At 63.0% G+C, this 25742-nt stretch carries 23 protein-coding genes and 1 pseudogene; 11 read left to right on the top strand and 13 right to left on the bottom strand.

Annotation, left to right across the window (positions count from 1 at the left end; genetic code table 11):
* Nucleotides 1–440 precede the first annotated feature (440 nt).
* Nucleotides 441–812 (bottom strand): hypothetical protein, encoded by a 372-nt coding sequence (locus AB0323_RS22910; RefSeq protein WP_366179381.1) that lies wholly within the window; start codon nucleotides 810–812, stop codon nucleotides 441–443.
* A gap of 488 nt (nucleotides 813–1300) precedes the next feature.
* Between AB0323_RS22910 and AB0323_RS22915 the strand changes: the two are divergent.
* Nucleotides 1301–2029: pseudogene (locus tag AB0323_RS22915) on the top strand (PDDEXK nuclease domain-containing protein); the annotation flags it as partial.
* Between the two features lie 57 nt (nucleotides 2030–2086).
* On the opposite strand, the gene AB0323_RS22920 reads toward AB0323_RS22915, so the two are convergent.
* Nucleotides 2087–2740, bottom strand: a complete 654-nt coding sequence (locus tag AB0323_RS22920; protein ID WP_366179382.1) for a TetR/AcrR family transcriptional regulator — start codon at nucleotides 2738–2740, stop codon at nucleotides 2087–2089.
* 144 nt (nucleotides 2741–2884) lie between these two features.
* On the opposite strand from AB0323_RS22920, the gene AB0323_RS22925 reads away from it, so the two are divergent.
* Both AB0323_RS22925 and AB0323_RS22930 read left to right on the top strand, forming a co-directional pair.
* Nucleotides 2885–4222: an MFS transporter gene (locus AB0323_RS22925; protein WP_366179383.1), complete on the top strand. Its 1338-nt coding sequence runs from the start codon at nucleotides 2885–2887 to the stop codon at nucleotides 4220–4222.
* 80 nt (nucleotides 4223–4302) lie between these two features.
* The gene (locus AB0323_RS22930; protein WP_366179384.1) at nucleotides 4303–5220 is read left to right on the top strand and encodes an NADP-dependent oxidoreductase; all 918 of its coding nucleotides are present in this window, start codon (nucleotides 4303–4305) and stop codon (nucleotides 5218–5220) included.
* A 191-nt stretch (nucleotides 5221–5411) separates the two neighbouring features.
* Here the strand turns inward: AB0323_RS22930 and nrdF are convergent, their stop codons facing one another.
* The 4 genes from nrdF to nrdH all read right to left on the bottom strand — a co-directional run bounded on the left by nrdF (nucleotide 5412) and on the right by nrdH (nucleotide 9433).
* Entirely contained in the window at nucleotides 5412–6386 is a 975-nt protein-coding gene (nrdF, locus tag AB0323_RS22935) for a class 1b ribonucleoside-diphosphate reductase subunit beta (RefSeq protein ID WP_059389329.1), read from the bottom strand.
* Between the two features lie 118 nt (nucleotides 6387–6504).
* The gene (gene nrdE, locus AB0323_RS22940) at nucleotides 6505–8652 is read right to left on the bottom strand and encodes a class 1b ribonucleoside-diphosphate reductase subunit alpha (RefSeq protein WP_366179395.1); all 2148 of its coding nucleotides are present in this window, start codon (nucleotides 8650–8652) and stop codon (nucleotides 6505–6507) included.
* An 11-nt stretch (nucleotides 8653–8663) separates the two neighbouring features.
* A complete protein-coding gene (nrdI, locus tag AB0323_RS22945) occupies nucleotides 8664–9134 on the bottom strand; it encodes a class Ib ribonucleoside-diphosphate reductase assembly flavoprotein NrdI (RefSeq protein ID WP_364534102.1) in 471 nt (156 codons plus the stop codon).
* A 56-nt stretch (nucleotides 9135–9190) separates the two neighbouring features.
* Nucleotides 9191–9433, bottom strand: a complete 243-nt coding sequence (gene nrdH / locus AB0323_RS22950) for a glutaredoxin-like protein NrdH (RefSeq protein ID WP_028267421.1) — start codon at nucleotides 9431–9433, stop codon at nucleotides 9191–9193.
* A 477-nt stretch (nucleotides 9434–9910) separates the two neighbouring features.
* Here nrdH and AB0323_RS22955 point away from each other — a divergent pair, with 477 nt between their 5' ends.
* Both AB0323_RS22955 and AB0323_RS22960 read left to right on the top strand, forming a co-directional pair.
* Nucleotides 9911–10888 (top strand): LysR family transcriptional regulator, encoded by a 978-nt coding sequence (locus tag AB0323_RS22955; protein ID WP_366179385.1) that lies wholly within the window; start codon nucleotides 9911–9913, stop codon nucleotides 10886–10888.
* Between the two features lie 51 nt (nucleotides 10889–10939).
* Nucleotides 10940–11446 (top strand): DUF2004 domain-containing protein, encoded by a 507-nt coding sequence (locus AB0323_RS22960; protein ID WP_364534096.1) that lies wholly within the window; start codon nucleotides 10940–10942, stop codon nucleotides 11444–11446.
* 82 nt (nucleotides 11447–11528) lie between these two features.
* Here the strand turns inward: AB0323_RS22960 and metE are convergent, their stop codons facing one another.
* The gene (gene metE / locus AB0323_RS22965; RefSeq protein WP_366179386.1) at nucleotides 11529–13862 is read right to left on the bottom strand and encodes a 5-methyltetrahydropteroyltriglutamate--homocysteine S-methyltransferase; all 2334 of its coding nucleotides are present in this window, start codon (nucleotides 13860–13862) and stop codon (nucleotides 11529–11531) included.
* 66 nt (nucleotides 13863–13928) lie between these two features.
* Nucleotides 13929–14897: a methylenetetrahydrofolate reductase gene (locus AB0323_RS22970; RefSeq protein WP_366179387.1), complete on the bottom strand. Its 969-nt coding sequence runs from the start codon at nucleotides 14895–14897 to the stop codon at nucleotides 13929–13931.
* A 448-nt stretch (nucleotides 14898–15345) separates the two neighbouring features.
* On the opposite strand from AB0323_RS22970, the gene AB0323_RS22975 reads away from it, so the two are divergent.
* Complete coding sequence (locus AB0323_RS22975) at nucleotides 15346–15543, top strand: hypothetical protein (RefSeq protein ID WP_364534087.1); 198 nt, start codon at nucleotides 15346–15348, stop codon at nucleotides 15541–15543.
* A 24-nt stretch (nucleotides 15544–15567) separates the two neighbouring features.
* Here AB0323_RS22975 and AB0323_RS22980 read toward each other — a convergent pair whose 3' ends face one another.
* From AB0323_RS22980 to AB0323_RS22995, 4 genes are all read right to left on the bottom strand, one after another.
* Complete coding sequence (locus tag AB0323_RS22980; protein WP_366179396.1) at nucleotides 15568–16422, bottom strand: carbohydrate ABC transporter permease; 855 nt, start codon at nucleotides 16420–16422, stop codon at nucleotides 15568–15570.
* 20 nt (nucleotides 16423–16442) lie between these two features.
* Nucleotides 16443–17246 (bottom strand): sugar ABC transporter permease, encoded by an 804-nt coding sequence (locus AB0323_RS22985; RefSeq protein WP_366179397.1) that lies wholly within the window; start codon nucleotides 17244–17246, stop codon nucleotides 16443–16445.
* Between the two features lie 126 nt (nucleotides 17247–17372).
* On the bottom strand, nucleotides 17373–18728 hold the full coding sequence (locus AB0323_RS22990) for an extracellular solute-binding protein (protein WP_366179388.1): 1356 nt from the start codon (nucleotides 18726–18728) through the stop codon (nucleotides 17373–17375).
* Between the two features lie 118 nt (nucleotides 18729–18846).
* Nucleotides 18847–20100 (bottom strand): ROK family protein, encoded by a 1254-nt coding sequence (locus tag AB0323_RS22995; RefSeq protein WP_366179389.1) that lies wholly within the window; start codon nucleotides 20098–20100, stop codon nucleotides 18847–18849.
* 130 nt (nucleotides 20101–20230) lie between these two features.
* Between AB0323_RS22995 and AB0323_RS23000 the strand changes: the two genes are divergently transcribed.
* Complete coding sequence (locus AB0323_RS23000) at nucleotides 20231–21118, top strand: aminoglycoside phosphotransferase family protein (protein ID WP_366179390.1); 888 nt, start codon at nucleotides 20231–20233, stop codon at nucleotides 21116–21118.
* A 3-nt stretch (nucleotides 21119–21121) separates the two neighbouring features.
* Here the strand turns inward: AB0323_RS23000 and AB0323_RS23005 are convergent, their stop codons facing one another.
* Complete coding sequence (locus AB0323_RS23005) at nucleotides 21122–22267, bottom strand: methyltransferase (protein ID WP_366179391.1); 1146 nt, start codon at nucleotides 22265–22267, stop codon at nucleotides 21122–21124.
* 204 nt (nucleotides 22268–22471) lie between these two features.
* Here AB0323_RS23005 and AB0323_RS23010 point away from each other — a divergent pair, with 204 nt between their 5' ends.
* The 4 genes from AB0323_RS23010 to AB0323_RS23025 form a co-directional block, all read left to right on the top strand.
* A complete protein-coding gene (locus AB0323_RS23010) occupies nucleotides 22472–22849 on the top strand; it encodes a cupin domain-containing protein (RefSeq protein WP_366179392.1) in 378 nt (125 codons plus the stop codon).
* A 192-nt stretch (nucleotides 22850–23041) separates the two neighbouring features.
* Nucleotides 23042–23635 (top strand): DapH/DapD/GlmU-related protein, encoded by a 594-nt coding sequence (locus AB0323_RS23015; RefSeq protein WP_366179393.1) that lies wholly within the window; start codon nucleotides 23042–23044, stop codon nucleotides 23633–23635.
* Nucleotides 23632–24840, top strand: a complete 1209-nt coding sequence (lhgO, locus tag AB0323_RS23020) for an L-2-hydroxyglutarate oxidase (protein WP_366179394.1) — start codon at nucleotides 23632–23634, stop codon at nucleotides 24838–24840. The genes AB0323_RS23015 and lhgO overlap by 4 nt, the downstream gene beginning before the upstream one ends.
* Nucleotides 24841–25332: 492 nt before the next feature.
* On the top strand, nucleotides 25333–25742 hold a 410-nt coding region (locus tag AB0323_RS23025; protein ID WP_366179398.1), incomplete at its 3' end, for a hypothetical protein.

Here is a 25742-nt window from a genome sequence, read left to right on the forward strand (position 1 = left end):
CCATCTCAGCGATGATCGCCCCCACGAGATCAGCGACGGTGACAGTCTGGTCCTCCATTGCATCCCTCCAGACTTGAGTCGTGGCGCTTATGCGTCACCCTTCAAGGCTGGAACGTTATGCAAAGACTTTGCCACCGGAGAGCCGGCAAGGGACCCGGATCCGGAAGTTGCATCATCAAGCAGGATTTGCTGGCTCCCGCTGTGTATCGTTCACTTCGACCCGTCACCGGACAGTCGTGCGGGCTGGTCATATACGAATCTGGCGGAGCCTGATGTCCAAGCCATCCTGGGACATCGTCCGACAACCTGAAGGCGTCCCATGACCGGGCGGCTTATGGGACGACTTCAACGCCTCTGCAGGCAGAAACCTGTAACGCAGGTAATCAGGGTCAATCCCGAACGGACCCGCGATGGGAGTACGGGTGCCGTCCTCAAGGCTTTCAAGCATGAGCTTGAAAAAGAAAGCCGAACCCTCCCACTACAAAAAATACGCCCATGAGCATGTACATAAACCCCATGCCTTTAATCGTCGGCACGTCGGCGAACGCAAAATCTTCAGGTCTGATTCCGCGGCTCTCCTTGTAGATCTTGGACCACATGCTTGCTGTGCCGTTGATGTCCCGGAAGACGTGCAATCCAAACAGGAACAAGAACACGCCCGCTCCGCTGATTCCCAGGACAACCCAGTTCAGCCGGGTCACCGCGCCGAGAGGAAAGGTCACCAAGAAAAGAGCGATAAAGCACCAGAAGAAAGTCCTAGCTGGTTTCGGCAGTTCGGTAAAGATCCTCTTGATCGCCCGGACAGTTTTCACGACGCTCCTTCCAATGACTGGTCTAACCAAAGAGGCTTGGGGCCCATCGACCAAAGCGACCGGTCAATAGCCAAAGCCTAGTCACAAGGAACTCCTCAGGTGTAGGTTCTCCAGAAATAGCGCTCAGGACGATGAACAAAATATGGAACAAGCAGGACTGAGGCATTTGAGAGTGAGCAAGCCCTGCCTTCCCGTTCAAGATTCCCAGATCGAACACATTGGATACGTATGGCCATCGCCCTAGCGATCTCGGCTACCTGAAGCAGAAGCCCGGGCCTTTCATCCAAAGGCTTTCTAATAGGCCATCATCGCCCGGTCCGGTAAGGGATCCCCTTTCGCGACAATCACTTTGAGGCTTGCCGGGATCCGCAGCTCAGGAGCTTATACGGAACCGACGACCATGTTGAGACCTGACAGATCACGCTGCAGTAGGCATAACGTCCTCCTGCGCATAACCAACATTATGAGCCGCTACGCATAACCTTGGCCAAATCAATATGTACATGTCTGCCGTGGACGATCTTCTGGCCCACGCAGAGCACAAGCCGACCACCGGCTTGCTGCTCTGCAAAACCAAGAACAACGTAGTAGCCGAGTACTCTCTCCGTGGCTTCGCCAAACCGATCGGCATTACCGAATGGGAGGCCGAGATTGTTAAATCGCTACAGGAAGAGTTTGCCTCCACGCTACCCAGCATCAGCGAACTGCAACGGCATGCCCGTCAGCATCATCGAGCTCAAGAAGGCGTGCAGCGCCCACGCCGACGTGCCTGCCGCGCATGCCCCCAGCTGCAGACCTACCTGCGCGAATTCCCTGCGGCCTTCCGCTTCGGCGTCGACGACGACGGCGTCCCGGTGCCGCTCGGGACCGTGGTCGAAACGGAAGGACAAGTACAGGGTGTAGGCAAGGACGCCGTCGAGCCACCCACTAAACCGGAAGGCCCCGCACGCATAAGCGTGCGGGGCGGATCGGCTTACATTCCTTGCCTAGCAAAGAGCAGGTGTAGATTGCCACGCGACTTGGTGCTTGAGACCAGGAAGATGACCAGTCATTCCGCGGCGTCCGTCGCCGTCCAGGGGCTCGGTTCTGTCATCGAAGATGGTCCTTTTCTAGGCCGAACCGACCGCAAGACCATCGGGCACGAATGCCCCTTTGAGGATCCTCCACCGGACGGGGCTCTATCGGTCAGTGCTCGTCTGAAGTCTTGGCAGCTCTGAAGGTGATCGCGCTGCGCGACACCTGGATTTTTGTAGACCTGCATCGATCATCGACGGCTATTGAACCCGGCGTGGGGCGGAGTCGAGAGGGGTCTCGAAGGTCTCCACGTAGTCGATGGCGGCCTGAAGGGCGTCTCTCAGCGGGGTCGTGTTTCGCTGGACCTGGGAGAGCAGCATGCCGCCCTGGAACGCCGAGAGCAGCAGGTTGGCCAGGCGCACAGGATCGGCACCTGCGCTGATGCGGCCGAGTTTCTGCATGCGCTGGAGCCCGTCGCGGAAGATGTCCCGCCACTGGTCGAACACATTCGCGAGCTGATCGTGGACGTCGAGGTCAGTCTTGATGATCTCGCTCGCGAGGGACCCGAGGGTGCAGCCTTCCTGATGGGCACGCTCGAAGCCGACATAGAAGTCCGCCCACTCCCGAAGCGCGTCCAGGCTGTCGAAGCTGGCGAACCGCTCACTGCGATGGAAGGAGAGGACTCGCTCGGCACGCCATTCGATGACGGCCAAAACGAGGCTCTCCTTGGTCGGGAAGTAGTGGTTGAGCTGGGATCCGCTGACGCCGGCTGCCCGTCGTAGTTGCTCGTTGTTCGTCGCGTGGACGCCTTTGGTGTAGATGAGCTCCGCAGCGTGCTCCAGGATCCGCTCGCGCGTCGCCTGCCCCTTGTCGGTGAGCTTCCGAGGCTCCCGGACCCCTGCAATGGCTTTCATGCTTCCAAGTGTAAACCAAGAGTGGGCTTGACAGCCCACTCTTACGGGTGTTCACTGGAGCAACTGGGCTAGCAAGCCCAAAAAATGTCCAGAGCACGGTTCGACAACCGCCGCTCATTGCTGGCCCCGGGAGGTTGATCTGCTGTGCCACGACCGAACGTGCCTTTCGGGCAACAACTAGGACTATGGAGAGACGGGATCGGCTGCGAGGAACGTCTCTGGCTGGCCTTCGCTTCAGCGGTCGTCGCGTTGCTCGCGTCGTTCGCCACGGTGGGATCGACGATCCCGCTGTTCAACATCTATCGGGCACAGGACGGTTTCAACAGCGCCGACATCTCCCTGGCCGTGGTCGCCTACTCGGTCGGCACGCTCGGGACACTGTTGGTCATGGGCCGCCTCTCCAACTATGCGGGCAGGCGCCCCCTCTCCATCGCGAGCCTCGCCTTCCTGATTGCGGGAACCCTGACGCTGTTGAACGTGCACCACATCGGCATCCTGATCGCCGGTCGGCTGCTGATGGGACTCGGTGCCGGGCTGGCCAGCAGTAGCCTTACCTCCTACATAGTCGACTCGGCCCCGGCCAAGCCGGACTGGCTGGCCTCCGTGGCCTCCAGCCAGACAGTCATGCTCGGGCTGGCCCTGGGCGCCGTCGCATCAGGTGCCCTGGTCCAGTTCGGACCCTGGCCCCGCGACCTCGTGTACATCGTCGACATCAGCTTTCTCCTGCTCGCAGCAGTGATGATCGCCGTCAGCCCCGAAACCGTGACCCGAACAGCAGGCGGTTGGCGATCACTGCGGCCCAGCGTCCGCCTGCCGGTCGGAGTCAGGAATCTGCTTCCCGTCGCGGCCGCGGTCTTCCTCGCTACCTGGGCAACCGGAGCCTTCTACCAGGCCTTCCTGCCCGCACTGGTCCAAGACCAGCTCCGAACCAGCAGCCCGCTCGTGCTTGGACTAGTGTTCGCAGCCTACATGGGCTCGAGCGCCCTAGGGGCTCCCATGGGCGGCCGGTTCACAGCGGCTGGAGCTCAGCGCATCGGTATGGTCGGATTCCTGGCAGGGTGGATAGGCCTCATCACCGCGATCGCCACAGGGGCACTGCCGCTGTTCTTCGCCGCCACCGTCCTCGCCGGCGCCGGCCAGGGCATCGCTATCAGCGCCGCCACCCGGGCCCTCCTGCACGGTGGAACCTCAGCCGACCGGGCACCGATCCTCGCTGTGGTCTACCTCATCTCCTACAGCGGGGCGACCGTCCCCAGCTTCATCTCGGCTCAGCTCTCCGGAGCCTTCCCGCTGCCGCAGATCGCACTCGGATACGGCGGCCTCGCGCTCCTCGCCACGCTGTTCACGGCCCTCTCCGCGCACAACCACCGCACAACCGAGGTCAGGGAGAGCCGCGTGGGCGAAGCGGGGCGGAGCATCCGAGGTGAACAGCCGGTGACGATCGGAACGACGGAACCCCGACCAGCCCCAGCCAACGAATGACACCGCAGAGGCTCGTCCCCGACAACCCGGCATATTCGCTTCAACCTTCCGCCCATAAATACACGACAGAGGAGAAATCAATGAAAGCCATCGTGGTAACCGATCAGGCAGCAGGACTGGCCGGAATGACGCTGACCGAGCGCCCCGAGCCGAGGGCGGCCATCAACGACGTGATCGTCCAGATTCACGCCTCGGGATTCGTCCCGACCGAGATGGACTGGCCATCGACCTGGACCGACCGCGCGGGCCACGAAAAGACACCGTCGATCCCCGGACATGAGGTAGCCGGAGTGGTCAGCGCCCTCGGCTACGGCGCAACCGGACTCTCGATCGGACAGCGAGTCTTCGGGCTCGCGGATTGGCATCGCGACGGAACCCTGGCGGAGTACGTGGCCATCGAGGCACGCAACCTCGCCCCCCTGCCTGGCGACGTCGACTTCACCGTTGCCGCATCCCTGCCGATCTCAGGGCTGACCGCGTGGCAGGGCCTGTTCCAGCACGGCCGCCTACAGGCCGGCCAGACAGTCCTTGCCCACGGCGCGGCCGGGGCCGTCGGGACGATGGTGACACAGCTCGCCCGCGAGGCTGGCGCCTATGTCATCGGCACAGGCCGACCCGGGGACCGAGAGAAGGCGCTCGACTTCGGAGCGCACGAGTTCGTCGACCTTGAGAACGACGCGCTCGACTCTGTCGGCGGCGTCGACCTGGTCTTCGATGTCATCGGAGGAGACATCCAGAAGCGGTCCGCGGCCCTGATCAAGCCCGGGGGAACGCTGGTGTCCATCGTCGGGCAGGTCGAGGCCCGGCCGGCCGATGGCCTGGCGGTGGACTTCGTCGTGGAGGCCGATCGCGCCGAGCTGGTCGAGATCGTGCAGCGGGTCCGGGACGGCCGACTGCGAACGAACATCGACACCATCGCCCCCCTCGACCAAGCGGTCTCAACCCTCAACCCCACCGACCGCCGCAAGGGAAAGACGATCATCAGCATCCGCCCGTAGCTGGCGAAGTCCGCGTGGACCGGCAGTGAGGTAGGCGGCAGCCCTGTGGCAGCCGCCTACCACCGCGGTCGGCAGGATTCCGGGTCAAGCTCGGCCGCCACGTGTCAGGATCCACGCTGGGACAGCTCGGACGTACGCCACTGGTTTGTCAGAAGGACGAGGTTGCCTGTCAGTCAACAGCCGGGCAGAGGCTAAAACTCCCAGTCCTCGTCCTCGGTATTAACAGCCTTCCCGATCACATAGGAAGACCCGGACCCCGAGAAGAAGTCGTGGTTCTCGTCGGCATTGGGTGACAGCGCCGAGAGGATGGCCGGGTTCACGTCGGTGACGGAGGCCGGGAACATGGCCTCGTAGCCGAGGTTCATGAGGGCCTTGTTGGCGTTGTAGTGCAGGAACTTCTTGACGTCCTCGGCCAGGCCGACGCCGTCGTAGAGGTCGTGCGTGTACTGGACTTCATTTTCGTACAGCTCGAAGAGCAGTTCGAACGTGTAGTCCTTGATTTCCTGGCGCTTCTCCTCGGAGACCTTTTCGAGGCCCTTCTGGAACTTGTAGCCGATGTAGTAGCCGTGTACGGCTTCGTCGCGGATGATCAAGCGGATGAGGTCTGCCGTGTTCGTGAGCTTGGCACGGGAGGACCAGTACATCGGAAGGTAGAACCCGGAGTAGAACAGGAACGATTCCAGCAGCGTCGAAGCCACCTTGCGCTTGAGGGGATCGTCGCCCTGGTAGTAGTCCATGACGATCTGCGCCTTCTTCTGCAGGTTCTCGTTCTCGAGGGACCAGCGGAAAGCGTCGTCGATCTCCTTGGTGGAGCACAGGGTCGAGAAAATCGACGAGTACGACTTCGCGTGCACCGACTCCATGAAGGCGATGTTGGTGTACACAGCCTCTTCGTGCGGGGTGATCGCGTCCGGGATCAAGGAAACAGCACCCACGGTGCCCTGGATCGTGTCCAGAAGGGTCAGGCCCGTGAATACGCGCATGGTGAGCTGCTGCTCGTCCGGCGTCAGGGTGTGCCAGGACTGGACGTCGTTGGACAGCGGCACCTTCTCCGGGAGCCAGAAGTTGTTGACCAGGCGGTTCCAGACCTCCACGTCCTTGTCATCCTGGATACGGTTCCAGTTGATCGCTTCGACGTGGCTAAGCAGCTTGACCTTCTCGGTCATTTCGTCCCCTTAACGTATGTGTTCTTTAAGGTAAGCGTACGACGCCGGGCGCTCACCCGGCGTCGTACTCTTCAGTTTTGTGGCGCGGCGGCTGCCGCAAATAAACAACCGTTATCGGTTACAGCATGCAGGAAACGCAGCCCTCAACCTCGGTCCCTTCCAGCGCGAGCTGGCGGAGGCGGATGTAGTAGAGCGTCTTGATACCCTTGCGCCATGCGTAGATCTGCGCCTTGTTGATGTCACGCGTGGTGGCGGTGTCCTTGAAGAACAGCGTCAGGGACAGGCCCTGGTCCACGTGCTGCGTGGCGGCGGCGTAGGTGTCGATGATCTTCTCGTAGCCGATCTCGTACGCGTCCTGGTAGTACTCCAGGTTGTCGTTGTCGAGGTACGGAGCCGGGTAGTAGACGCGGCCGATCTTGCCTTCCTTGCGGATTTCGATCTTGGCGGCCACCGGGTGGATCGACGACGTCGAGTTGTTGATGTAGCTGATGGAACCGGTGGGCGGCACGGCCTGCAGGTTCTGGTTGTAGATGCCGTGCTCCATGACGGAAGCCTTCAGCTCGCGCCAGTCATCCTGCGTCGGAATGTGGATACCGGCGAAGAGCTCGCGGACGCGCTCGGTTTCCGGGGTCCATTCCTGCTCGGTGTACTTGTCGAAGAACGTGCCACTGGCGTACGTGGAGTTCTCGAAGCCACCGAAGGGCTGACCGGTCTCGATGGCCAGCTTGTTCGAGGCACGGAGGGCGTGGAACAGCACCGTGTAGAAGTAGATGTTGGTGAAGTCCAGGCCCTCTTCGGAACCGTAGTGGACGTGCTCACGGGCAAGGTAGCCGTGCAGGTTCATCTGGCCGAGGCCGATGGCATGGCTCTGGGCATTGCCCTGCGCGATGGACGGCACCGAGTTGATGTAGGACATATCCGACACCGCGCTGAGGGCACGGATGGACGTCTCGATCGACAGGCCGAAGTCCGGGGAATCCATGGTCTTGGCGATGTTCATCGAACCAAGGTTGCAGGAGATGTCCTTGCCAACGGTCTCGTAGCTGAGGTCCTCGTTGTAGATGGACGGCGTGGAAACCTGCAGGATCTCCGAGCACAAGTTGCTCATGGTGATCTTGCCGGCAATCGGGTTGGCCCGGTTCACGGTGTCCTCGAACATGATGTACGGGTAGCCGGATTCGAACTGGATCTCCGCGAGGGTCTGGAAGAACTCGCGGGCGCTGATCTTGGTCTTCTTGATCCGGGAGTCGTCCACCATCTCGTAGTACTTCTCGGTGACCGAGATATCGGAGAACGGGACGCCGTAGACGCGTTCGACGTCGTACGGGGAGAAGAGGTACATGTCCTCGTTCTTCTTGGCCAGCTCGAACGTGATGTCCGGAACCACGACGCCGAGGGAGAGCGTCTTGATGCGGATCTTCTCGTCGGCGTTTTCCCGCTTGGTGTCCAGGAAGCGGTAGATGTCCGGGTGGTGGGCGTGCAGGTACACGGCACCTGCACCCTGGCGGGCACCGAGCTGGTTGGCGTAGGAGAAGCTGTCCTCGAGGAGCTTCATGACCGGGATGACGCCCGAGGACTGGTTCTCGATCTGCTTGATCGGGGCGCCGTGCTCGCGGATGTTGGTCAGCGAGAGGGCCACGCCACCGCCGCGCTTGGACAACTGCAGCGCCGAGTTGATACCGCGGGCGATCGACTCCATGTTGTCTTCGATGCGCAACAGGAAGCAGGAGACCAGCTCGCCGCGCTGGGCCTTGCCTGCGTTGAGGAACGTGGGCGTTGCGGGCTGGAAGCGGCCGTCGATGATTTCATCGACGAGGCGGCTGGCCAGTTCTTCGTTGCCGCGGGCAAGGTGCAGGGCAACCATGCAGACGCGGTCTTCGTACCGCTCCAGGAAACGCTTGCCGTCGAAGGTCTTGAGCGTGTAGGAGGTGTAGAACTTGAAGGCGCCGAGGAAAGTCTCGAAGCGGAACTTCTTCTTGTAGGCGCGGTTGAAGAGGTCACGGATGAAGTTCATCGTGTACTGATCGAGGGTTTCGCGCTCGTAGTACTGGTTCTTGACCAGGTAGTCCAGCTTCTCTTCCAGATCATGGAAGAAAACGGTGTTGTTGTTCACGTGCTGCAGGAAGTACTGGTGCGCGGCCTCGCGGTCGGCTTCGAACTGGATTTCCCCGTTCGGACCGTAGAGGTTCAACATGGCGTTGAGCTCATGGTAGCCAAGGCCCTTATAGGCCTCCGGCAATGGCTTCTTGACCTTGGCGGTGTCCATAGCGCCCTTGGTTACTTCTGTATCTGCGACAGTCGTGTCCAAAACTTTTCCAATCCTTGATTGACCCGGTCAACATCTTCCGGAGTCCCCATGAGTTCGAATCGATAAAGAAGCGGAACCCGGCATTTGGTGGCGATGATGTCTCCCGCCATGCAGTAGTTTTCCGCGAAGTTGGTGTTTCCTGCTCCGATGACCCCGCGGATCAGTTCCCTGTTCTGCGGGTTGTTCAGAAACCTGATGACTTGCTTGGGCACCGATCCTTCGCCATTCGTGCCGCCATACGTGGGCAACACAAGGACGAAGGGTTCCAGTGCGAGCAGCGGCGCGTCCTTGGCATGGAGCGGAATGCGTGCCGCGTCGACGCCGAGCTTCTGGACGAAGCGCTTGGTGTTCTCAGATGTGGAGGAAAAGTAGATGAGGTGACTCCGCGTACTGACAGCTTCAGCCATTGCTTGAGCAGGTGCTGTTGCCAGCGCTGCCATGGGAGTCACCTCGACTACATTGGAATACTTTGTTGTTGTGGCGCAGTCCAGGAAGACTAGGCCACCGAAGCGGCAGCCAGTGCCAGCTCTTCGATCTTGTCCGGACGGAATCCCGACCAGTGGTCCTGCTCGGTCACCACGACAGGGGCCTGCATGTATCCAAGGGCCTTCAGGCGCTCAAGAGCCTCGGCATCCTGGGAAATGTCGACGCTCTGGTAGGCGATGCCCTTCTTGTCGAGTGCACGGTAGGTTGCGTTGCACTGAACACAGGCCGGCTTCGTGTAAACCGTAACAGTCATGGTTCCTGTCCCCTTTGTTGAAGTCTTTGCTCTTCGTTCGGCAGGCCCCGCCGGTTCTGGTTCCGTCTCCGATGCTGGCCCGCTGGGCCGCCGAGGCGGCCAAACTATCTATTCACATCTTGCATTCATGTCTTGTGCTGGTTTCCCGCTCAATCCGTAAATTGATACTACATGTAGTGCAAGCGCCTCAGCGGGACCCCAAGATGATGTATTACAAGTATGTCATTTTACGCACCGGTAGTCCACAGGCCATGGGGGTAAAAATGTCCGGGAATCCGCCAAATCCGGAGACGTAATCCACACCCTGTGGACTACTTAGCCACAATTAATCGTCAGCGTGTCGCTTGGATCCCGGCGTGTCGCGGCATCCTGCAAACACGGTTTCATGGAGCCGCCCGGGCAGCAGCGGAGACCGAATTCACACCGCTATGCTGGCTGGGCACGGATTTCGGCCGGCACCGAGCCTAAGGATCACTGATGGTCAACCTTCTCCACCTGCGGACGCTGCTTGAAGTCACGCGGCTCGGTTCCTTCTCGGCAGCCGCCGGGCGGCTCGGCTACACCGCCTCAGCCGTATCCCAACAGATGGCGGCGCTGGAACGGGACACCGGCGTCGAACTTTTCCACCGTTCCGCACGCAGCGTGGTTCCCACCGAGGCCGCCCTCACCATGGTGCGCCATGCCTCCAAAGTGCTCACCGACGTCGAGACCCTGCTGGCGGCCGCCTCAAGGAGCACGGACTCCCCCGTCCAGGAACTGCGGCTTGGCATCTTCCCAAGCCTGGCAACCTACATCCTCCCGGACATCCTCCGGAAGCCGCGCTGGAAGAAGCTGGGCATAGAACTGCGCGTGTGGGTTGCCGAGCCTTCCCAGACCATCCAGGGGCTGCGCACCGGCGGCGAGCTGGACCTCGCGCTGGTGTACCAAGTGGGCCAGTCCGGACTCGCGTGGCCCCACACCCTGGACCGGCAATGGATCGGCGACGACGACTTCCGGGTGGTGCTCCCCGCATCGTGGGGCATCGGGGAGGACGCCGAAATGCAGGCCTCCCAACTTTCGGACATGCCCTGGATCATGCACCATCCGGGCACCAGCGACGCCGTGGTGATTGAACGCCTGTTTGCCAGTTGCAATCTGCACCCGCGCGTCGTGGCCTATAGCGATGACTTCCACGCCAGCCTTGAGATGGCGGCAGCGGGACTCGGCGCCGCCCTCGTGCCGGAACTGGCGCTGCGGCACCGGCCGCCCGGCGTCGTGGTTCTCGACGTTCCGGACATCCGGCTCGCCCGCAACGTGTTCGCCCTGCTCCTCAACGAGAAGCGCACAGCGCAAGTGCAGCTCTTCACCGAATTGCTGGCCGACACCCTTCGCGGGAGCGCCGCAACCGTCCGGGCCGGCAGCCCCGCGACGATGCCCAAAACGACTCAAAAGTCAACGCCCAAACCGCCCGCCTGAATTCTTCCAGGATGCTGGAGCACGCCGCTTGTTTGGGACTATCTTGAAGACATGAGCAAGGTAGCGAGCAAACATTTCGGGGAGATCGAGCTCAACCACGGGCGGGAGCACTGTTACGTGGCTTCGCACGAGCTCGCCGGAAATCCCCTCGAACTGGACCTGAACGTCACGGCGCATGACCACTTCGACGAGAGGGCACTTCACAAGGTGGACTACCGCCTGGGCTACCTCCCCGAGTTGGTTGACCAGGTCCGGGACATGATTGCCGAGGAGCTGGACCAGGACGGCACCAACTCCCAGCAGTTCCTCCACTTCCACTCCAACCAGCTCAAGGAAGAGCAGCTGGAGGCGGTGTTCGGCGTCCGCGACAAGACACAGCTCACCAAGGACGTTTTCCTCAAGGCCCTCAAACTAGGTCATGTAGCGATCTACCCCGGCCAGCCGGAACGCTATTTCGTTCTGGATTTCACCTTGGGCTCGCACTTCACCGACGAGCTCCTGGTAGTTGCGGCAGACGAGGACGGCGTGGTGGACGACGAGATCCTCTGGGAGTCCTGAATAACGTTCGACGGTTAAAAAACGACGGCGGCCGGTCACCTTTCGAGGTGACCGGCCGCCGCGCGTTTGTGCTACCGGGGCTTTACTTGGCTGCTTCCAGCAGTCCGGCGCGGACCGTCTTGGTGGCCTTGACCAGGTTGCGCAGGGACTCTTCGGTCTCGGCGTAGCCACGGGTCTTCAGGCCGCAGTCGGGGTTGACCCAGAGCTGGCGGGACGGAACGTGCTTGACGGCGGTGGACAGCAGCTCGGTGACTTCGGCCTCGCCCGGAACACGCGGCGAGTGGATGTCGTAGACGCCCGGACCAACGCCGCGGCCGAAGTGGTGCGCCTCGAGGTCGTGGACAACCTCCATGCGTGAACGCGCTGCTTCGATGGACGTGACGTCGGCGTCGAGGCCGTCGATCGCGTCAATGATCACGCCGAACTCCGAGTAGCAGAGGTGCGTGTGGATCTGGGTGGCGTCGGCGGCACCGGCGGTAGCCAGGCGGAACGAGTCAACCGACCACTTCAGGTAAGCGGCGTGGTCAGCCTTGCGCAGCGGCAGGAGTTCGCGCAGTGCGGGCTCGTCCACCTGGATGACCTTGATGCCGGCAGCTTCGAGATCGGCGATCTCGTCACGCAGCGCCAGGCCGACCTGGTTGGCGGTCTCGCCCAGCGGCTGGTCGTCGCGGACGAAGGACCAGGCCAGGATGGTGACCGGACCGGTGAGCATGCCCTTCATGGGCTTGCTGGTCAGGGACTGAGCGTATTTGGCCCAGGCAACCGTGATGGGAGCCGAGCGGGTGACATCGCCCCAGAGGATGGACGGGCGGGTGCAGCGGGAGCCGTAGGACTGGACCCAGCCGTGGACCGTTACGTCGAAGCCTTCGAGGTTCTCGGCGAAGTACTGGACCATGTCGTTGCGCTCGGGCTCGCCGTGCACCAGGACGTCGTAGCCGAGTTCTTCCTGCAACTCGACGACGCGCTTGATCTCGTCCTTCATGAGCTGCTCGTACTGCTCGTTGGTGAGATCACCCTTGTTGTTGCGGGCACGGGCAGAGCGGATTTCCGAAGTCTGGGGGAAGGAACCGATGGTCGTGGTGGGCAGCGGCGGCAGGTGCAGAGCTGCTTCCTGGGCGGCTTCGCGGACCGCGTACTCGGAGCGGTTGAAGTCGGCCTCGGTGAGGGCAGCGGTGCGGGCACGGACGTCGGCGCGCTGGACGCCTTCTGCGGTGGCGCGGGAGGCGATCACTGCGGAGGCTTCGTCGATGGCGGCCTTCGCGGATGCCGGGTTGGCCAGGTAGTCCGCAAGGGTCTTGACCTCGACGGCTTTCTGGTCAGCGAATGCGAGCCAGCTGCGCAGCTGTTCCGAGAGCTGGGTTTCCTCAGCGGTGTCGTGGGGAACGTGCTGGGTGGAGGTGGAGGTGCTGACGGCAAGCTTGCCGGCTGCGGCCTTCAATTCGTCCAGCTTGGCGGCCGAGACGGCGAGGTCGTTGCGCCAGATGTTGTGGCCGTCGACGACGCCGGCAACCAGGGTCTTGTTGCCGAGGCCCGCCAGGGCTGCTGCGGACGGTACCGCACCCTTGAAGACGTCGATGTGCAGGGCGTCGATGTTGGTCGCGGCAAGGGTGCCGAGCTGGCCGTCGAGGGAACCGTACGGGGTGGAAACGAAGAGCTGCGGGCGCGCTGCGGCACCCGAGAGGACCTCGTACGCACGGGCAGTAGCGGCCTGGATTTCCGGGGCCGGGGTGTCCTGATCAACAACAAGGGCGGGCTCGTCCAGCTGGATCCAGCTGGCGCCGGCAGCGGCGAGCTTGCCGAGCAGTTCGACGTAGACCGGGAGGATGTCCTCGAGGCGGGACAGCGGAGCGAACCCGGCCGGAGCGTCATCGGAAGCCTTGGAGAGCAGCAGGTAGGTCACCGGGCCGACGATGTACGGGCGGGTCTCGATCCCGTTGGCCAGGGCGAACTCGAATTCCTCGACAATGCGGTTGGAGGCGAGCTTGAAGTCGGTCTCCGGGCCGATTTCCGGAACGAGGTAGTGGTAGTTCGTGTCGAACCACTTGGTCATTTCCAGCGGCTGCTGTTCCTTGTTGCCGCGGGCCAGGGTGAAGTAGCCATCGATGTCGAGCTGGCCTTCGGCGTTGAGCAGCTGGCCGAAGCGGGCCGGGACGGCGCCCAGGTGTGCGGTGGCGTCAAGCACCTGGTCGTAGAAGGAGAAGGTGCCGGGAACGGCGGCGGCTTCGTTGAGGCCAAGTTCCTGGAGTCGCTTCGCGGTGGTCAGCTGGATGTCCTTGGCAGCGGCGTCAAGGGCAGCCGCATCGATCTTGCCGGCCCAGTAGGCTTCGACGGCCTTCTTGAGTTCGCGACGGCGGCCGATGCGCGGGTAGCCAAGCAGGGAAGCTGCGGGGAATTGGGTGAGGTTCTGTTCAGTCATGGGATTTCCTTGGGGCAGTAGGTGCAAATCGAGGTGTCTTGGGGTTTGCGGACCAGCGTTGGCTGATCAGCTGACGAGTTCTTGCCGGCGGACGATGGCGCTGAGCCGGCTGGCGGGCCGGGCCGGCCGGGGCAAGGCAAGCTTGTCCAGCACGTCCAGGGCGCAAGCGTGCTCGTTGAAGGTGTACAGGTGGATGCCCGGAGCACCGGCCTGGAGGGCGGCGTTGGCCAGGTCCACCGTGGCGCGGACTCCGATCTTGCGGCGTTCGGAATCGTTGTCAGCCGCGGCAAGGCGTTCGATCAGCTCCGGTGCCGGTTCGACGCCGGTGAGCTCGCCGAGGCGCTTGAGCCGGCGAAGGCTCGTCAGCGGCATGACGCCCGGAATGATCGGGATCGTGACGCCCGCACGTCGGGCCCGGGAGATCAGGTCCGCATATTGCTCGGTGTGGAAGAAGACCTGGGTGATGGCGAAGTCGGCGCCCGAGCGCTGCTTCGCGAGCAACACCTCGACGTCGTGCGCGACGCTCGGGGACTCGGGGTGGCGGGTGGGATAGGCGGCCACGCCAACCGCGATCTTGCCCGCGCACAGGAGGGCCGAGCGTCGCTGTTCCACGCGGCGGATCAGTTCGATCAGGTCCTGGGCGTACCGCAGCGAACCGTTGACCGGCTGTCCGCTGTCCTTGGGGAGGTCGCCGCGCAGCGCAAGGATGCCGCGCACGCCATTGTCCAGGAGCTCGCCGATGATCTCGGCCAATTCCTGCGGGGTGTTTCCGACGCAGGTCAGGTGGGCCAGCGGCCGCAGGGTCGTTTCGAGCAGCAGCCGGTTGATGAGCTCGACGGCGGTGTCCCGGTTGGATCCGCTGGCGCCGTAGGTGACGGAGACGAAGTCGGGGTCCGTGGCCTCAAGCTCCCCGATGGTCGTCCAGAGGGACTCGGCGGCGGCTGGAGAGCGGGGCGGGAACAGCTCGTAGGACAGGGCAACAGGAGCGGCGCCGGTCAAGTTTGGATGGGTGTCGATGAGGCTTGGTGGTGACATTTGCGTCCTTGGCTGTGTGTCAGCGGGCCTGCGTTCGCGGACTTGAAAGCCAGGTCCTTGGACTGCAGAATCGGTGAATTGAGTTTGGGGATACACGCAACGAACTCCAGCAGGGCGCAGCCGCGACTGTTACGCCTGGAATGAAGTTGTCCGTGTGCAAATGTCAGGCCCACATGGGGGCACCCACACCCTCCTGCCTGCCTTCAAGAGGTAGATCCGGCGGAGGATCGCTGACACGTTACCGCGGTAACTTGAATACGACTCTAGATCGGGCCCCCGGACGCCACAATCCCCCGCCGAATTAAGACGCATTCTTACGCTAGGTTTCGCCTGATTTCTGAAGATTGTTCGTTTGGATTGTCGGCAGGATCCAAGCCGCAACCAGTACCCACGGGGCTCGCCGCAGCGAGCCCTCCCCATGGAGGTCCTGCAGGACTATTCTTTTGCCATGATCCAGCTTCCCGCCAGTTACCAGGAGTACCTCGCAGGCAAAGAGGAAAGATTCGTCCAGACCGTCCGCCCCATCCTGATGCAATCGGCTGCTGACCAGCTTCACGGAGTCCGCGTGGTCTACAACCGCAGCGGCCACCAAGCGCACTTGGATGACTCCATCCCGTACGGCACCATCGTTGAGGACATCGACTAGGCTCGGCACGCCGGATCCTGCCGCTCAGCCCTTCGTCGCGCCGGAAAGCGCAAACGCGCTGCCGGACCCTCTGGCTACCACCGTGTAGAGGATAAGCACCGGAACCGAATACAAGATGGAGAACGCGGCCAGTTCCCCATAGGCAACGGCTCCATGCTGGCCGAAGAAGCTGAAAACAGACACCGCGGCAGGCTGCTTGGACGTGGACAGCAACAGGATGAACGGGACAAAGAAGTTCCCCCAGGTCTGGATGAAGACGAAGATGAACACTACGCCCAGCCCTTGCCTCATCAGGGGCACGACGATTCTGCGGAGCGTGGCCAGTCCCGAGGCACCGTCCATCCAGGCAGCTTCCTCCAGTTCGAGCGGCACGGAGTCCATGAAGTTCTTCGTCATCCAGATGGCCATGGGCAAGGTGGTGGTTGCCATGAAGAAGATGGTTGCCGGCATCGAGTCCAGCAATTGCAACTGCACGAACAGGCCATAGACCGGCACCATGATCGCGGTGACCGGGAGTGAGGTGCCGAAGAGGATCGCGTACAGGAACGGTTTGTTGAATCGTGATTGGTAGCGGGACAGTGGATAGGCCGCGAGCACGGCTGCCACCAGGTTCACGACTGCGGTTCCGGCCGAGAGCAGGAAGCTGTTCACGAGTGGCAGGAAGAGCAGCCCGGGCGTCAGTACGGCGGCAAAATTAGCGAACGACGGCGATTGCGGCCACCGCGTCTCGTAGCCGGCGTGCGGATCGACGGAAGCAAGAATCAACCATGCAAGGGGCAGCACGAAGCACAGCCCGATCACGGCCAAGGCCGCGTTGGCCGCCAGGCGGACGCGGAGCCGTCCCGCGGCAACCGCCGTCGGGCGCTTCGCGGCGGGCAGTGCTACACGGCGGAGGGGGGTCACGGTTTCGCCCCGCGGATCAACCTGACGTACACGGCACCGAAGACCATGCCGATCAGGATCAATACCGAAGCGATCGCAGTGCCGTAGCCGATGTCTCCGAGCTTGAATGCTTCCTGGTACGCCAGCACGGGCAAGGTGGTGCTCGCGTTGGAGGGACCACCGGCCGTCATCACCCAGATGAGGGTGAATACCGCGAGCGTTTGGAGGGTGGTCAGCATGAGGTTGGTGGCGATGCTACCGCGGATGATCGGAAGGGTGATGAAGGCCAGGCGTTGCCAACCCCTGGCGCCGTCCATGAGGGCGGCTTCGGAGACGTCGCGGGGGACCTGGGAGAGCGCGGCCCTGTAGACGAGCATCGAGAACGCAGTGCCGCGCCAGATATTGGCCAGGATGATGGCGGCCATCGGAAAGGCATAGAGCCAGTTGGCGCCTTGGACACCGATCATTCCCAAGAGCTGGTTGAGCGTGCCGTCCTGGCTGAAGTACGCGTAGGCCGCGAAGGCCGCCACGATCTCCGGCAGTATCCACGAAGCGACCACCACCGTGCCCACGAGCGACGCCGTCGTTCCCCCGGATCGTGTCATCAGCAGGGCGATGAGCAGGCCCAGGACGTTCTGTCCGAGGATCGCAGACACGGCCACGAAGACTACCGTCAGCCATGCCGAGAGCGGGAAGACGGAATCCGTCAGCATCCGGGCGTAGTTGTCCAGGCCGACCCATTGGGGGTTCAGGGCTGCCTTGCCTGACAATGCGGCGTTGGTGAAGGAGGCGTAGAAGGACCACGCCACAGGCGCCGCCATGAAGAGGGCCAGCAGCAGGATTGACGGCACTACCGGCAACAAGCGGAGCCTGCGACGCAGCGGCCCTTGGATCGGGGATCTGCGTCGCAGCGGACCGCGACCGAAGGATTCAGGGACTGCCATGCGTCATTTCTGCATGACCTTGGTGTCACCGACGAGTTTCTTGACCGAAGCGTCGTATTCGGCTGCCGCCTCCGCCGGGCTTTGTTTGCCGGTGATGACGGCCTCCGTGGCTTGTTGGACGGCGAGGGAGATCTTCGGGTAGTCCGCGGTTGCAGGGCGATAGTGCGTGACGCCCACCAGGTCGGAAACTTCCTTCACGAACGGGTTGGCCGCTTGGTAACCGGGATCGGATGCGACATCGGTGCGGACCGCGATCTGCGAATTGTTGACGTCGAAGGCCAAGGCATTCTTCTTGTTCACGGCAGTAGTCAGGAACTTGAAGGCCAGGTCCGGGCTCTTGGTCTTTGCCCCGACGGCCAGCGTCCAGCCACCGGACATGCTCACGGCCCCGGGATCCTGTCCGAACTGGGTGGGGAACTTGGCTACTCCCATATCCTGTGCGTAACCGGCCCATTCGTAGGAACCGCCCTTTTGCCAGAACGACGGCGCGTAGGAGCCTTCCACGGTGGCGCCCATTTTGCCTTGCGGCAGCCACTGTCCAAAGACCTTCTTCCACACATTCGAATCGAGGGCGTCCGCCGGTGTCACGGAAAGCTTTTCATCGTAGAGGGTCTTCAGGAACTGGAGTGAATCGGTGAATCCCTTGGATCCCACCACCCACTTCTTGTCGCTTTCCGAATACAGGGAGCTTCCCGTTCCATACAGCAGTTCGTAGAAGCTCTGCATGACCGTTCCCTCACCGGTGCCTTTTCCGGCGTACATGCTGAAGGGAATCACGCCCGGATCCGCGGCCTTCATTTTGCGGGCCGCAGCCAGGATGTCATCCCAGGTTTTCGGTTGCCAGGGCAACGGTATGCCGGCCTTCTGGAGGACTGTCTTGTTGTACCAGATCGCCCTGGTGTCGGTGCCGAGCGGGACGGCATAGATGCTGCCGTCGTCGCCGCGTCCCGCGGCCTTGGCACCCTCGTTGAACTTGGACCACTCGTCCCAGGAGCCCAGTTGCGAGTCGAGTTTGAGCAAGTATCCGGCGTCGACGTCCGAGCGGACCTTGAAGGTGTCCTCGTAGAAGACGTCCGGAGCGGTGTCCGGGGAACGCTGGGCCAGCGCGAGCTTGGTGCCATAGTCGTCGTCGTTGGCTTGGATGGGCTCCAGGTCCACAGTGACGCCCGCGTTTGCGGCTTCGAACTCCTGCTTGGCGTCCTGGAAGACCTTGTCCAGGGCGGTGAAGGAGTCCGTCTTTTGGTAGACGATCTTGATAGCTTGTTTGCTAACAGCTTGCGGTTGGGCGGAACAAGCGGCCGAGGCCAAAAGACCTACGACGGCGAGCAGTGCTGCTCCGATCCGGACTGGGCGACGCATGACGCTCCGATCTTCAAGCGGCTGCAGCCCCCACACTTCAGCTGGCCCAGCCTGTTGCCAATATTGATTAATGCAGCCCTGCGACGCAGGACGTGGTGAAGGCCTCAGCCTTCCAGACTCAGCCTTCCAACAGGAGCCGCTGGGCGCGCGGAGCCAGCGTGTGTTCAAGTACGAGGCAGGCCGCCCCGATGGCGCCGACGTCTTCGCCCACGCCGGTCCCGACCACCTCGATGCCGTGGATGCTGTTGGCGGCACTGTTGGCCGCGAGCAGCGGTGGAATGCGATCCAAGTAGCGTTCGGACATGCGGCCCCAGAACGGGCCGCCAAAGACGACGCGTTCGACGTCGAGGGTGTTGGTCACCACCGCAACCGCGCGGGCAACCAGCACCGCAGACTTATCGATGATCGCGATGGCGCGTTCGTCACCGGCATCCGCGGCGTCGCAAAGCCTGGCGAAGCCCTCCTGGACTTCCGGGCCCTCGGTGCCTTTGCGGCCACCGTTCAGGACGCCTTGCTCTTCGGCTTCGGCCACAAGGACCTGCGGGATGCAGGAAGACTTGACACAACCGCGCAGGCCGCAATCGCATTCGGGCCCGTCCGGATCGACAATGATGTGTCCGATTTCGCCGGCGTTGCCGGATGTTCCGCGGACAACCTCGTCGTTCAGGACGATGCCGCAACCGATGCCGGTACCCATATACATGAAGATGAAACTTCCGGTGCCGCTGGGGCCGCCGGCCCAGGTTTCGGCGACGGCCGCGCTGGTGACGTCCTTGTCCACGAGGGTCTCGAGCCCGGTGGCTTCGGCGAGGGCGTCCCTCAAGTGCACCCGGTCCCAACCCGTCATGAGGGGCGGATCCACGACGGTACCCTCATCGAGGTCTATGGGCCCCGGGGCCGCGACGCCAAGTCCGGCGATCTTTCCCGTGTCCACACCGGAATCTTCGATCAGCGTCTTGATTTCCTCCGCTATGGCGGAGATGACGCGCTGCGGATTGCTTCCGGTCGGTGTGGGAATCCTGGAGTGCTTCACCACATCGCCCACCAGGTCCAGGACCACGGAGGTGATGACCGCGGGATCAAGATGGACGCCAAGCGCGTACATTCCTGAAGGATTCAGGCGCAGGATGGTGCGGGGCTTACCCGGGCCGCTGCCTTCCTTGCCTGCCTCGACAATGAGCCGTTGATCCAGGAGACGGCGGGATATGTTCGAAATAGTCTGTGGTGAAAGGCCGACGATTTGGGCGAGTTCCACCCGGCTCAGTCCGCCCGACGAGCGCCGGATCGCGTCGAGAATGACGGTCAGGTTGAAGTCCCCCATGCGGGGCAGATTGGTTCCGCGCCTCGGAGTCGGCTGGCGGATCTCAGTCACGGATTCCCCTAAAATCATTCGAATAATGCTGGTTGCATTTGCATCGTACGGCACGTGTGCTTGTCCGGGTATGCCCACACGCTGTCCGCGCGTAACGGACCCCGATATTGCTGATTGGAGGCCCGGGAACATGGCACTCATGCCTGAGGCTGAGCTGGATATCACGGCGGGGTTGGTGAGGAGTTTGCTCGAAGAGCAGCTGCCCGGGCTCTCCCGCCTTCCATTGGAGCTGGTGGCAAACGGCTGGGACAACGTCATGTACCGGCTTGGCAAGCGGTGGGCCGTCCGGTTGCCCCGCCGGGAGGCAGCAGCGCAGTTGATACTGCACGAACAGAAATATCTCCCCGGGTATGCCAGGCGATCCCCCGTGCCCCTCCCCTGCCCCATCCACTCGGGACGGCCATCCGCGGACTACCCATGGCCTTGGAGCGTGACTCCTTGGTTGGAGGGACTCTCCGCGGTGCCGGCGTCCCAACAGTCTCGGAACGCAGCAGCCGAGGACCTTGCCGCGTTCCTCGCCGCCATCCACGTACCGGCCCCACCGGACGCGCCCGTCAACCCCGTCCGCGGGGTGCCTTTGGAATGGAGGTCTGACGCGGTCATGGACCGGCTCGGCGATTCCAGCCGCTATCCGCAATCGGTGCGGTTGCGGACGATCTGGTCCGAGGCTTGCCGAGCCCCGCTGTGGGACCGACCCGCTCTGTGGCTGCATGGTGATCTCCATCCGGCGAACGTCCTCCTGCGGCCCGACGGCCGTCTCGCAGCCGTCGTCGACTTCGGAGACCTCGGGGCAGGGGATCCCGCCGTCGATCTGGCCGTTGCGTGGTTGATGTTCGACGGCGGTGCGCGGCACCGTTTCACGGCGGCGTTCGGACCCGCAGCGGATGCCGCTACCTGGGCCCGGGCCCGCGGCTGGGCTGTGGTCCTTGCGACAGCGATGGTCAGTTTCTCGGATGACAATCCCGGGATGGCCGGAATCGGGCACTTCGGGGTGGAGCAGCTGCTGTCTGAGCGCTGACGCCTAACGCTTGACGCTGCGCGTCACGGTGAATTTCGGGTTCCGGCCGATTTCGGTGGTGGGACCGATCAACCTTTCCAACGCTGCGCGATACTGCAGGTGGCTGTTGTAGACAGTCCAGAGCTCGCCTCCGGAAGCCAGGACCCGTGCCGCGGCATCGAACATCTTCGTGGCCGCCCCGGCATGGACGCTGGCGCCGAGGTGGAACGGCGGGTTCAGCAGGATGAGGTCAGCGCTGCCGGCTTCGAAGGTGTACATGGCATCGTCCTGGACTACCGTGATTCGTTCTGCCAGGCCGTTGGCCGCCGCGGTTGCCGTGGCGGACGCGACTGCTGCCGCCGATTGGTCCGTAGCGGTGACCCGGGCATTGGGACGGCTCCGGGCATACATCGCGGCGAGGATCCCGGTCCCGCAGCCAAGGTCTACCGCGTGGCGCGCTTCCGGGATCCTGTCCAGGAAGCCCAAGAGGAAGCGCGTCCCAATATCCAGCTTCGTGCCTGAAAACGCACCCCCGTGGGCACAGACGGTCATCCCGAGCTCGGTGTTCTGCTCCGAGACAGGGAAGGGCTCCGGAGTGTCCGGCCGCTTGGGACCGGAGGCAAGCAGGACCCGTGATTTCCGCTGCGCAAGCTGCGGCTGCACCGACTCAAAGCTGCGTTCAAGGACATCGTTCATGCCCAGGGACATGTGCTTGACGCGACCTCCGGCCAGCAGGACGGCTCCCGGCGCTGCAAAGCGCGCAACGGCGTCGACGATTTCTTCGAGTTCCGCGAGGGCCTTGGGGAGCTGCATGATCACCAGTTCGGCGCCGTCGAGCAACCCCGCGCCCAGCTCGAACTGGTCAAAGCGGCCGGACAGGCCGGACGCGACGGCGTTCCGTTGCAGCGCGAGCCTCCCGACGTACAGGTCTTGGGTCACCCGGACGTGCCCGACGCCGAGGGCCGCCAAAGCGCCCAGCGTCAGGGCTCCGTAGCGGTCACCGATCACGGCAACGCGGGTTTCCGGGTCAACGATGTAGCCCGCCGCGGTTTCAAGGAGGAGCCGATCGGTGGCGTCGTGCGCCTGCAGGTTCTCCGCCTCGACGTCGGGGAAGCGGCGGAGGGTGCCGAATAGCGTCTCAAGGTTGGCATCCAGCTCGGTCAAGGTCACGGTGCACCAATCTATCCCCCTCAGGAACCCTCGACAACACAGGGGGTGGCGGAGGAAGGTAGAGAGTGCAAGTAATCGACCGTCTGACCGCTGCTGAAGGCACGGCACGCGCCGCAAGCAGCCCGGACATCAGGGTCCGCTGCGAAGGGCGAGCCACGTTGCGGACCTGGAAGACCAGGCTCCCACTCCCCTTGTGAGCAGACCATGACTGTCAACCTCGTCACTCAACTTGAAGTAAAGTCGCACAATTCCCCGGACGAAATCCGGCGCCCGGAGAAGACCGTGGTGGAAAACGTCACGGTCGGTGATTACACCATCGGCCGCCTGAGCTTCGAGCCGGGCTGGAGTTGGGCGGATTGCATTAAACCTGTGGTCCAAACGGATTCCTGCCAGCTCAACCACGTGGGTTACTGTATCGCCGGTGCACTGGAAGTCGAGACCACCGACGGCAAGAAGATCAGCATCTCCAAAGGAGATTCCTACACCATCCCGCCGGGACACAACGCCTGGGTCGTAGGCGACGAGACCTACTCGGCCATCGAGTTTGTCAGCGCAGCAGAATATGGAGTCAAGCCCGAGTAGGAGCCTGTGCGTGCCGTCAGCGCGTCCCTGTCACGCACTGACGGCACGCCGCACCGGCAATCCTTGGCCCGGACGAAGCTAGCGAATACGAAACGCATCTACAATCGTCGCAGGCGACCGTCCGCACGGACAGTTTCACACCGGACGGGATACGCGGCCGCCTATTCACCGATAAGTAGAGGACGTGTTTCCATGGCTTTCGTTGAACCAAGCGCCGATGTCTCCGAGCATGCGCTCATTGGGCAGGGTACAAGGATCTGGCATCTCGCCCAGATCAGGGAAGATGCCCGCCTCGGCGAAAACTGCAACATTGGTCGGGGCGCCTATGTCGGTCCAGGCGTCGAAATAGGACCCAACTCCAAGCTGCAAAACTATGCGCTGGTCTATGAGCCCGCCCGGCTGGGCGCGGGAGTCTTCATCGGCCCGGCAGCCGTACTCACCAACGACACATACCCCAGGGCCGTGAGCCCCGACGGCACGCTAAAGTCGGCCGACGACTGGACGCCCGTGGGTGTGATCGTGGAAGACGGCGCGGCAATCGGCGCCCGCGCGGTGTGCATCGCGCCCATCACCATCGGCAAGTGGGCAACGGTTGCCGCAGGCGCCGTGGTGGTCCGGGACGTCCCCGCCTACGCCTTGGTTGCCGGGGTCCCGGCCAAACAAATCGGCTGGGTGGGCAAGTCCGGACATCGGCTTCAGCCGGATGGAGACGAGCTGGTCTGTCCTGAGACCGGAGAGCGCTACATCAAAGACGGGGACTCCCTCAAAGAAGCGCCCACCGTATGAGCAGGGTCCGTGCCGCCGTCGTCGGGGGCGGCATCATTGGCGTCGCCGTGGCACGCCAGCTTACACGAAGCCTCGGCAACGCTGAAGTGACGGTATTCGAAAAGGAAAACCAACTGGCCGGACACCAGACCGGCCACAACAGCGGGGTCGTGCATGCCGGGCTCTACTACAAACCCCGGAGCCTGAAGGCAAGGCTCTGCCGCCGCGGCGTGGACCTGCTGCGGCAGTTCGCGGCGGAGAAGAATCTCGGCTACGAGGAATGCGGCAAGGTGGTGGTCGCCCACCATGCCCGCGAACTTGACCGGCTCAAGGCGATACACGCACGGGCCATCGCCAATGGCGTGCCGGACGTCCGCATGGTGAGCGCCGATGAACTCACCATGATCGAGCCGCATGCCCGCGGCCTGGCCGCCCTGCATTCGCCGCGGACAGCGATCGTCGATTACCGCGCGATCACGATTGCCTTGGCCCAGGACGTACGTGCCGCAAGCGGAAACATCCTGCTGGGACTGGGCGTGACCGGTGTGGAAGACCATGGCCGCGAGGTGCGGCTAAGGTCCTCCCGCGGAACTGAAGCCTTCGACGTCGTCATCACCTGTGCCGGCTTGCAGTCGGATCGGCTGGCCCATGGCGCCGGAGACCCCGCGGACCCCCGTATCGTGCCCTTTTTCGGCGACTATTTCCTGCTCCGGCCCGAGAAGCGTTCTTTGGTCAAGGGCCTGATCTATCCCGTGCCGGACCCGCGATATCCCTTCCTTGGCGTCCACCTCACCAAACGCATCGACGGCGCCATCCTGGTGGGACCCAATGCTTTCCTGGCGGGCGGACGGGAAGCCTACCGCCGCGCGCAGTTGTCCCCCGCCGACCTCCGCGCCGTGCTGGGGTTCCCGGGGTTCTGGCGGTTCGCTGCAGGCAACCTGCCCGCGGCCGCCCGGGAGGCGCGCACAGTGATTAACACCCGTGCCTTCGTCAAGGAAGCACAAAAGTACGTCCCGGATATCCTGCCGGGCGACGTCACGCGCGGCCCCCGCGGAATCCGGGCGCAGGCAATGACCTCCGACGGCAGCCTCGTCGATGACTTCGTGATTACCGGCACGAGCCGCGTCCTCCACGTACGGAACGCCCCCTCGCCGGGGGCGACCTCGTCGATGGCCATCGCCGAGCACATCGTGGCCGAGGCAATGGGACGAGCCCGGCTCTCGTGAAGCGGCGGGCCTGACGGGTCCACCCGCGCCCCCATTTCCTCCGTGCCCCGGGGGTTTCGCTCCGGCGCTTCAGCTGGCATTTGCGCGTATCCGAAGCCAAAAAACAGGTAAACGACCGCCGTCCCCGACGTGCGGCGGCCAAAAAAACGGGTACCGGCACTCGTGCCACGCTCCCGGCCGGCTCCATATGCTTCCGTCATTGAGTGCCTGACGACCTCGGATAGAAGCCGGTCTCGAAATGAACAACCATGCTTTCTGTTGGGCAGTAAGGCGCCGCATGGCTATTCGTCATACGCGCGCAATATGCCTCCCATCGAACTTGAATGCTTGTCGCTTGTTTTCGCTCAGCGGAGGCGCGGCGCTGCGATGGCGACCACCGACAGATCGTCTCGCTAATCATGCCAAGTCAACCCTGGGGGAATCTTGCCGCCGGCGGCCGCTTTGAAACCCCGGCAAACCGTGCGCCGATTGGTACCACCAGTCGTGCTCGCCATGATCGCGGTGCTACTTCCGTTGCAGATCGCCGCCGCGTCGGTCGCCGCCGACGCGTGCAATCCGCCGGTTAGCAGCCCGGTTGCCTGCGAGAACTCGCTTCCGGGAACGCCTGCCAGTGATTGGCAGGTGTCCGGTGCGGGGGATGCGACGATCCAGGGCTTCGGCACGTCCATGAGCGTCAATCTTGGCCAAACCTTAGATTTCAAGATCAAGACAGATGCCCCTTTGTACCACATCGATATTTTGCGTCTTGGGTACTACCAGGGGCTCGGCGCCAGGAAGGTTGCAGCAAACATTGCTCCGGCGGCGGCGCTTCCGCAGGCCCAGCCGGCGTGCCTGACGGATTCCACGACGGGGCTCGTGGACTGCGGGAACTGGGGTGTCTCGGCGTCCTGGGCGGTGCCGGC

Source organism: Arthrobacter sp. NPDC080031 (genome assembly GCF_040702485.1).
In the GTDB taxonomy this organism is placed as follows: domain Bacteria; phylum Actinomycetota; class Actinomycetes; order Actinomycetales; family Micrococcaceae; genus Arthrobacter.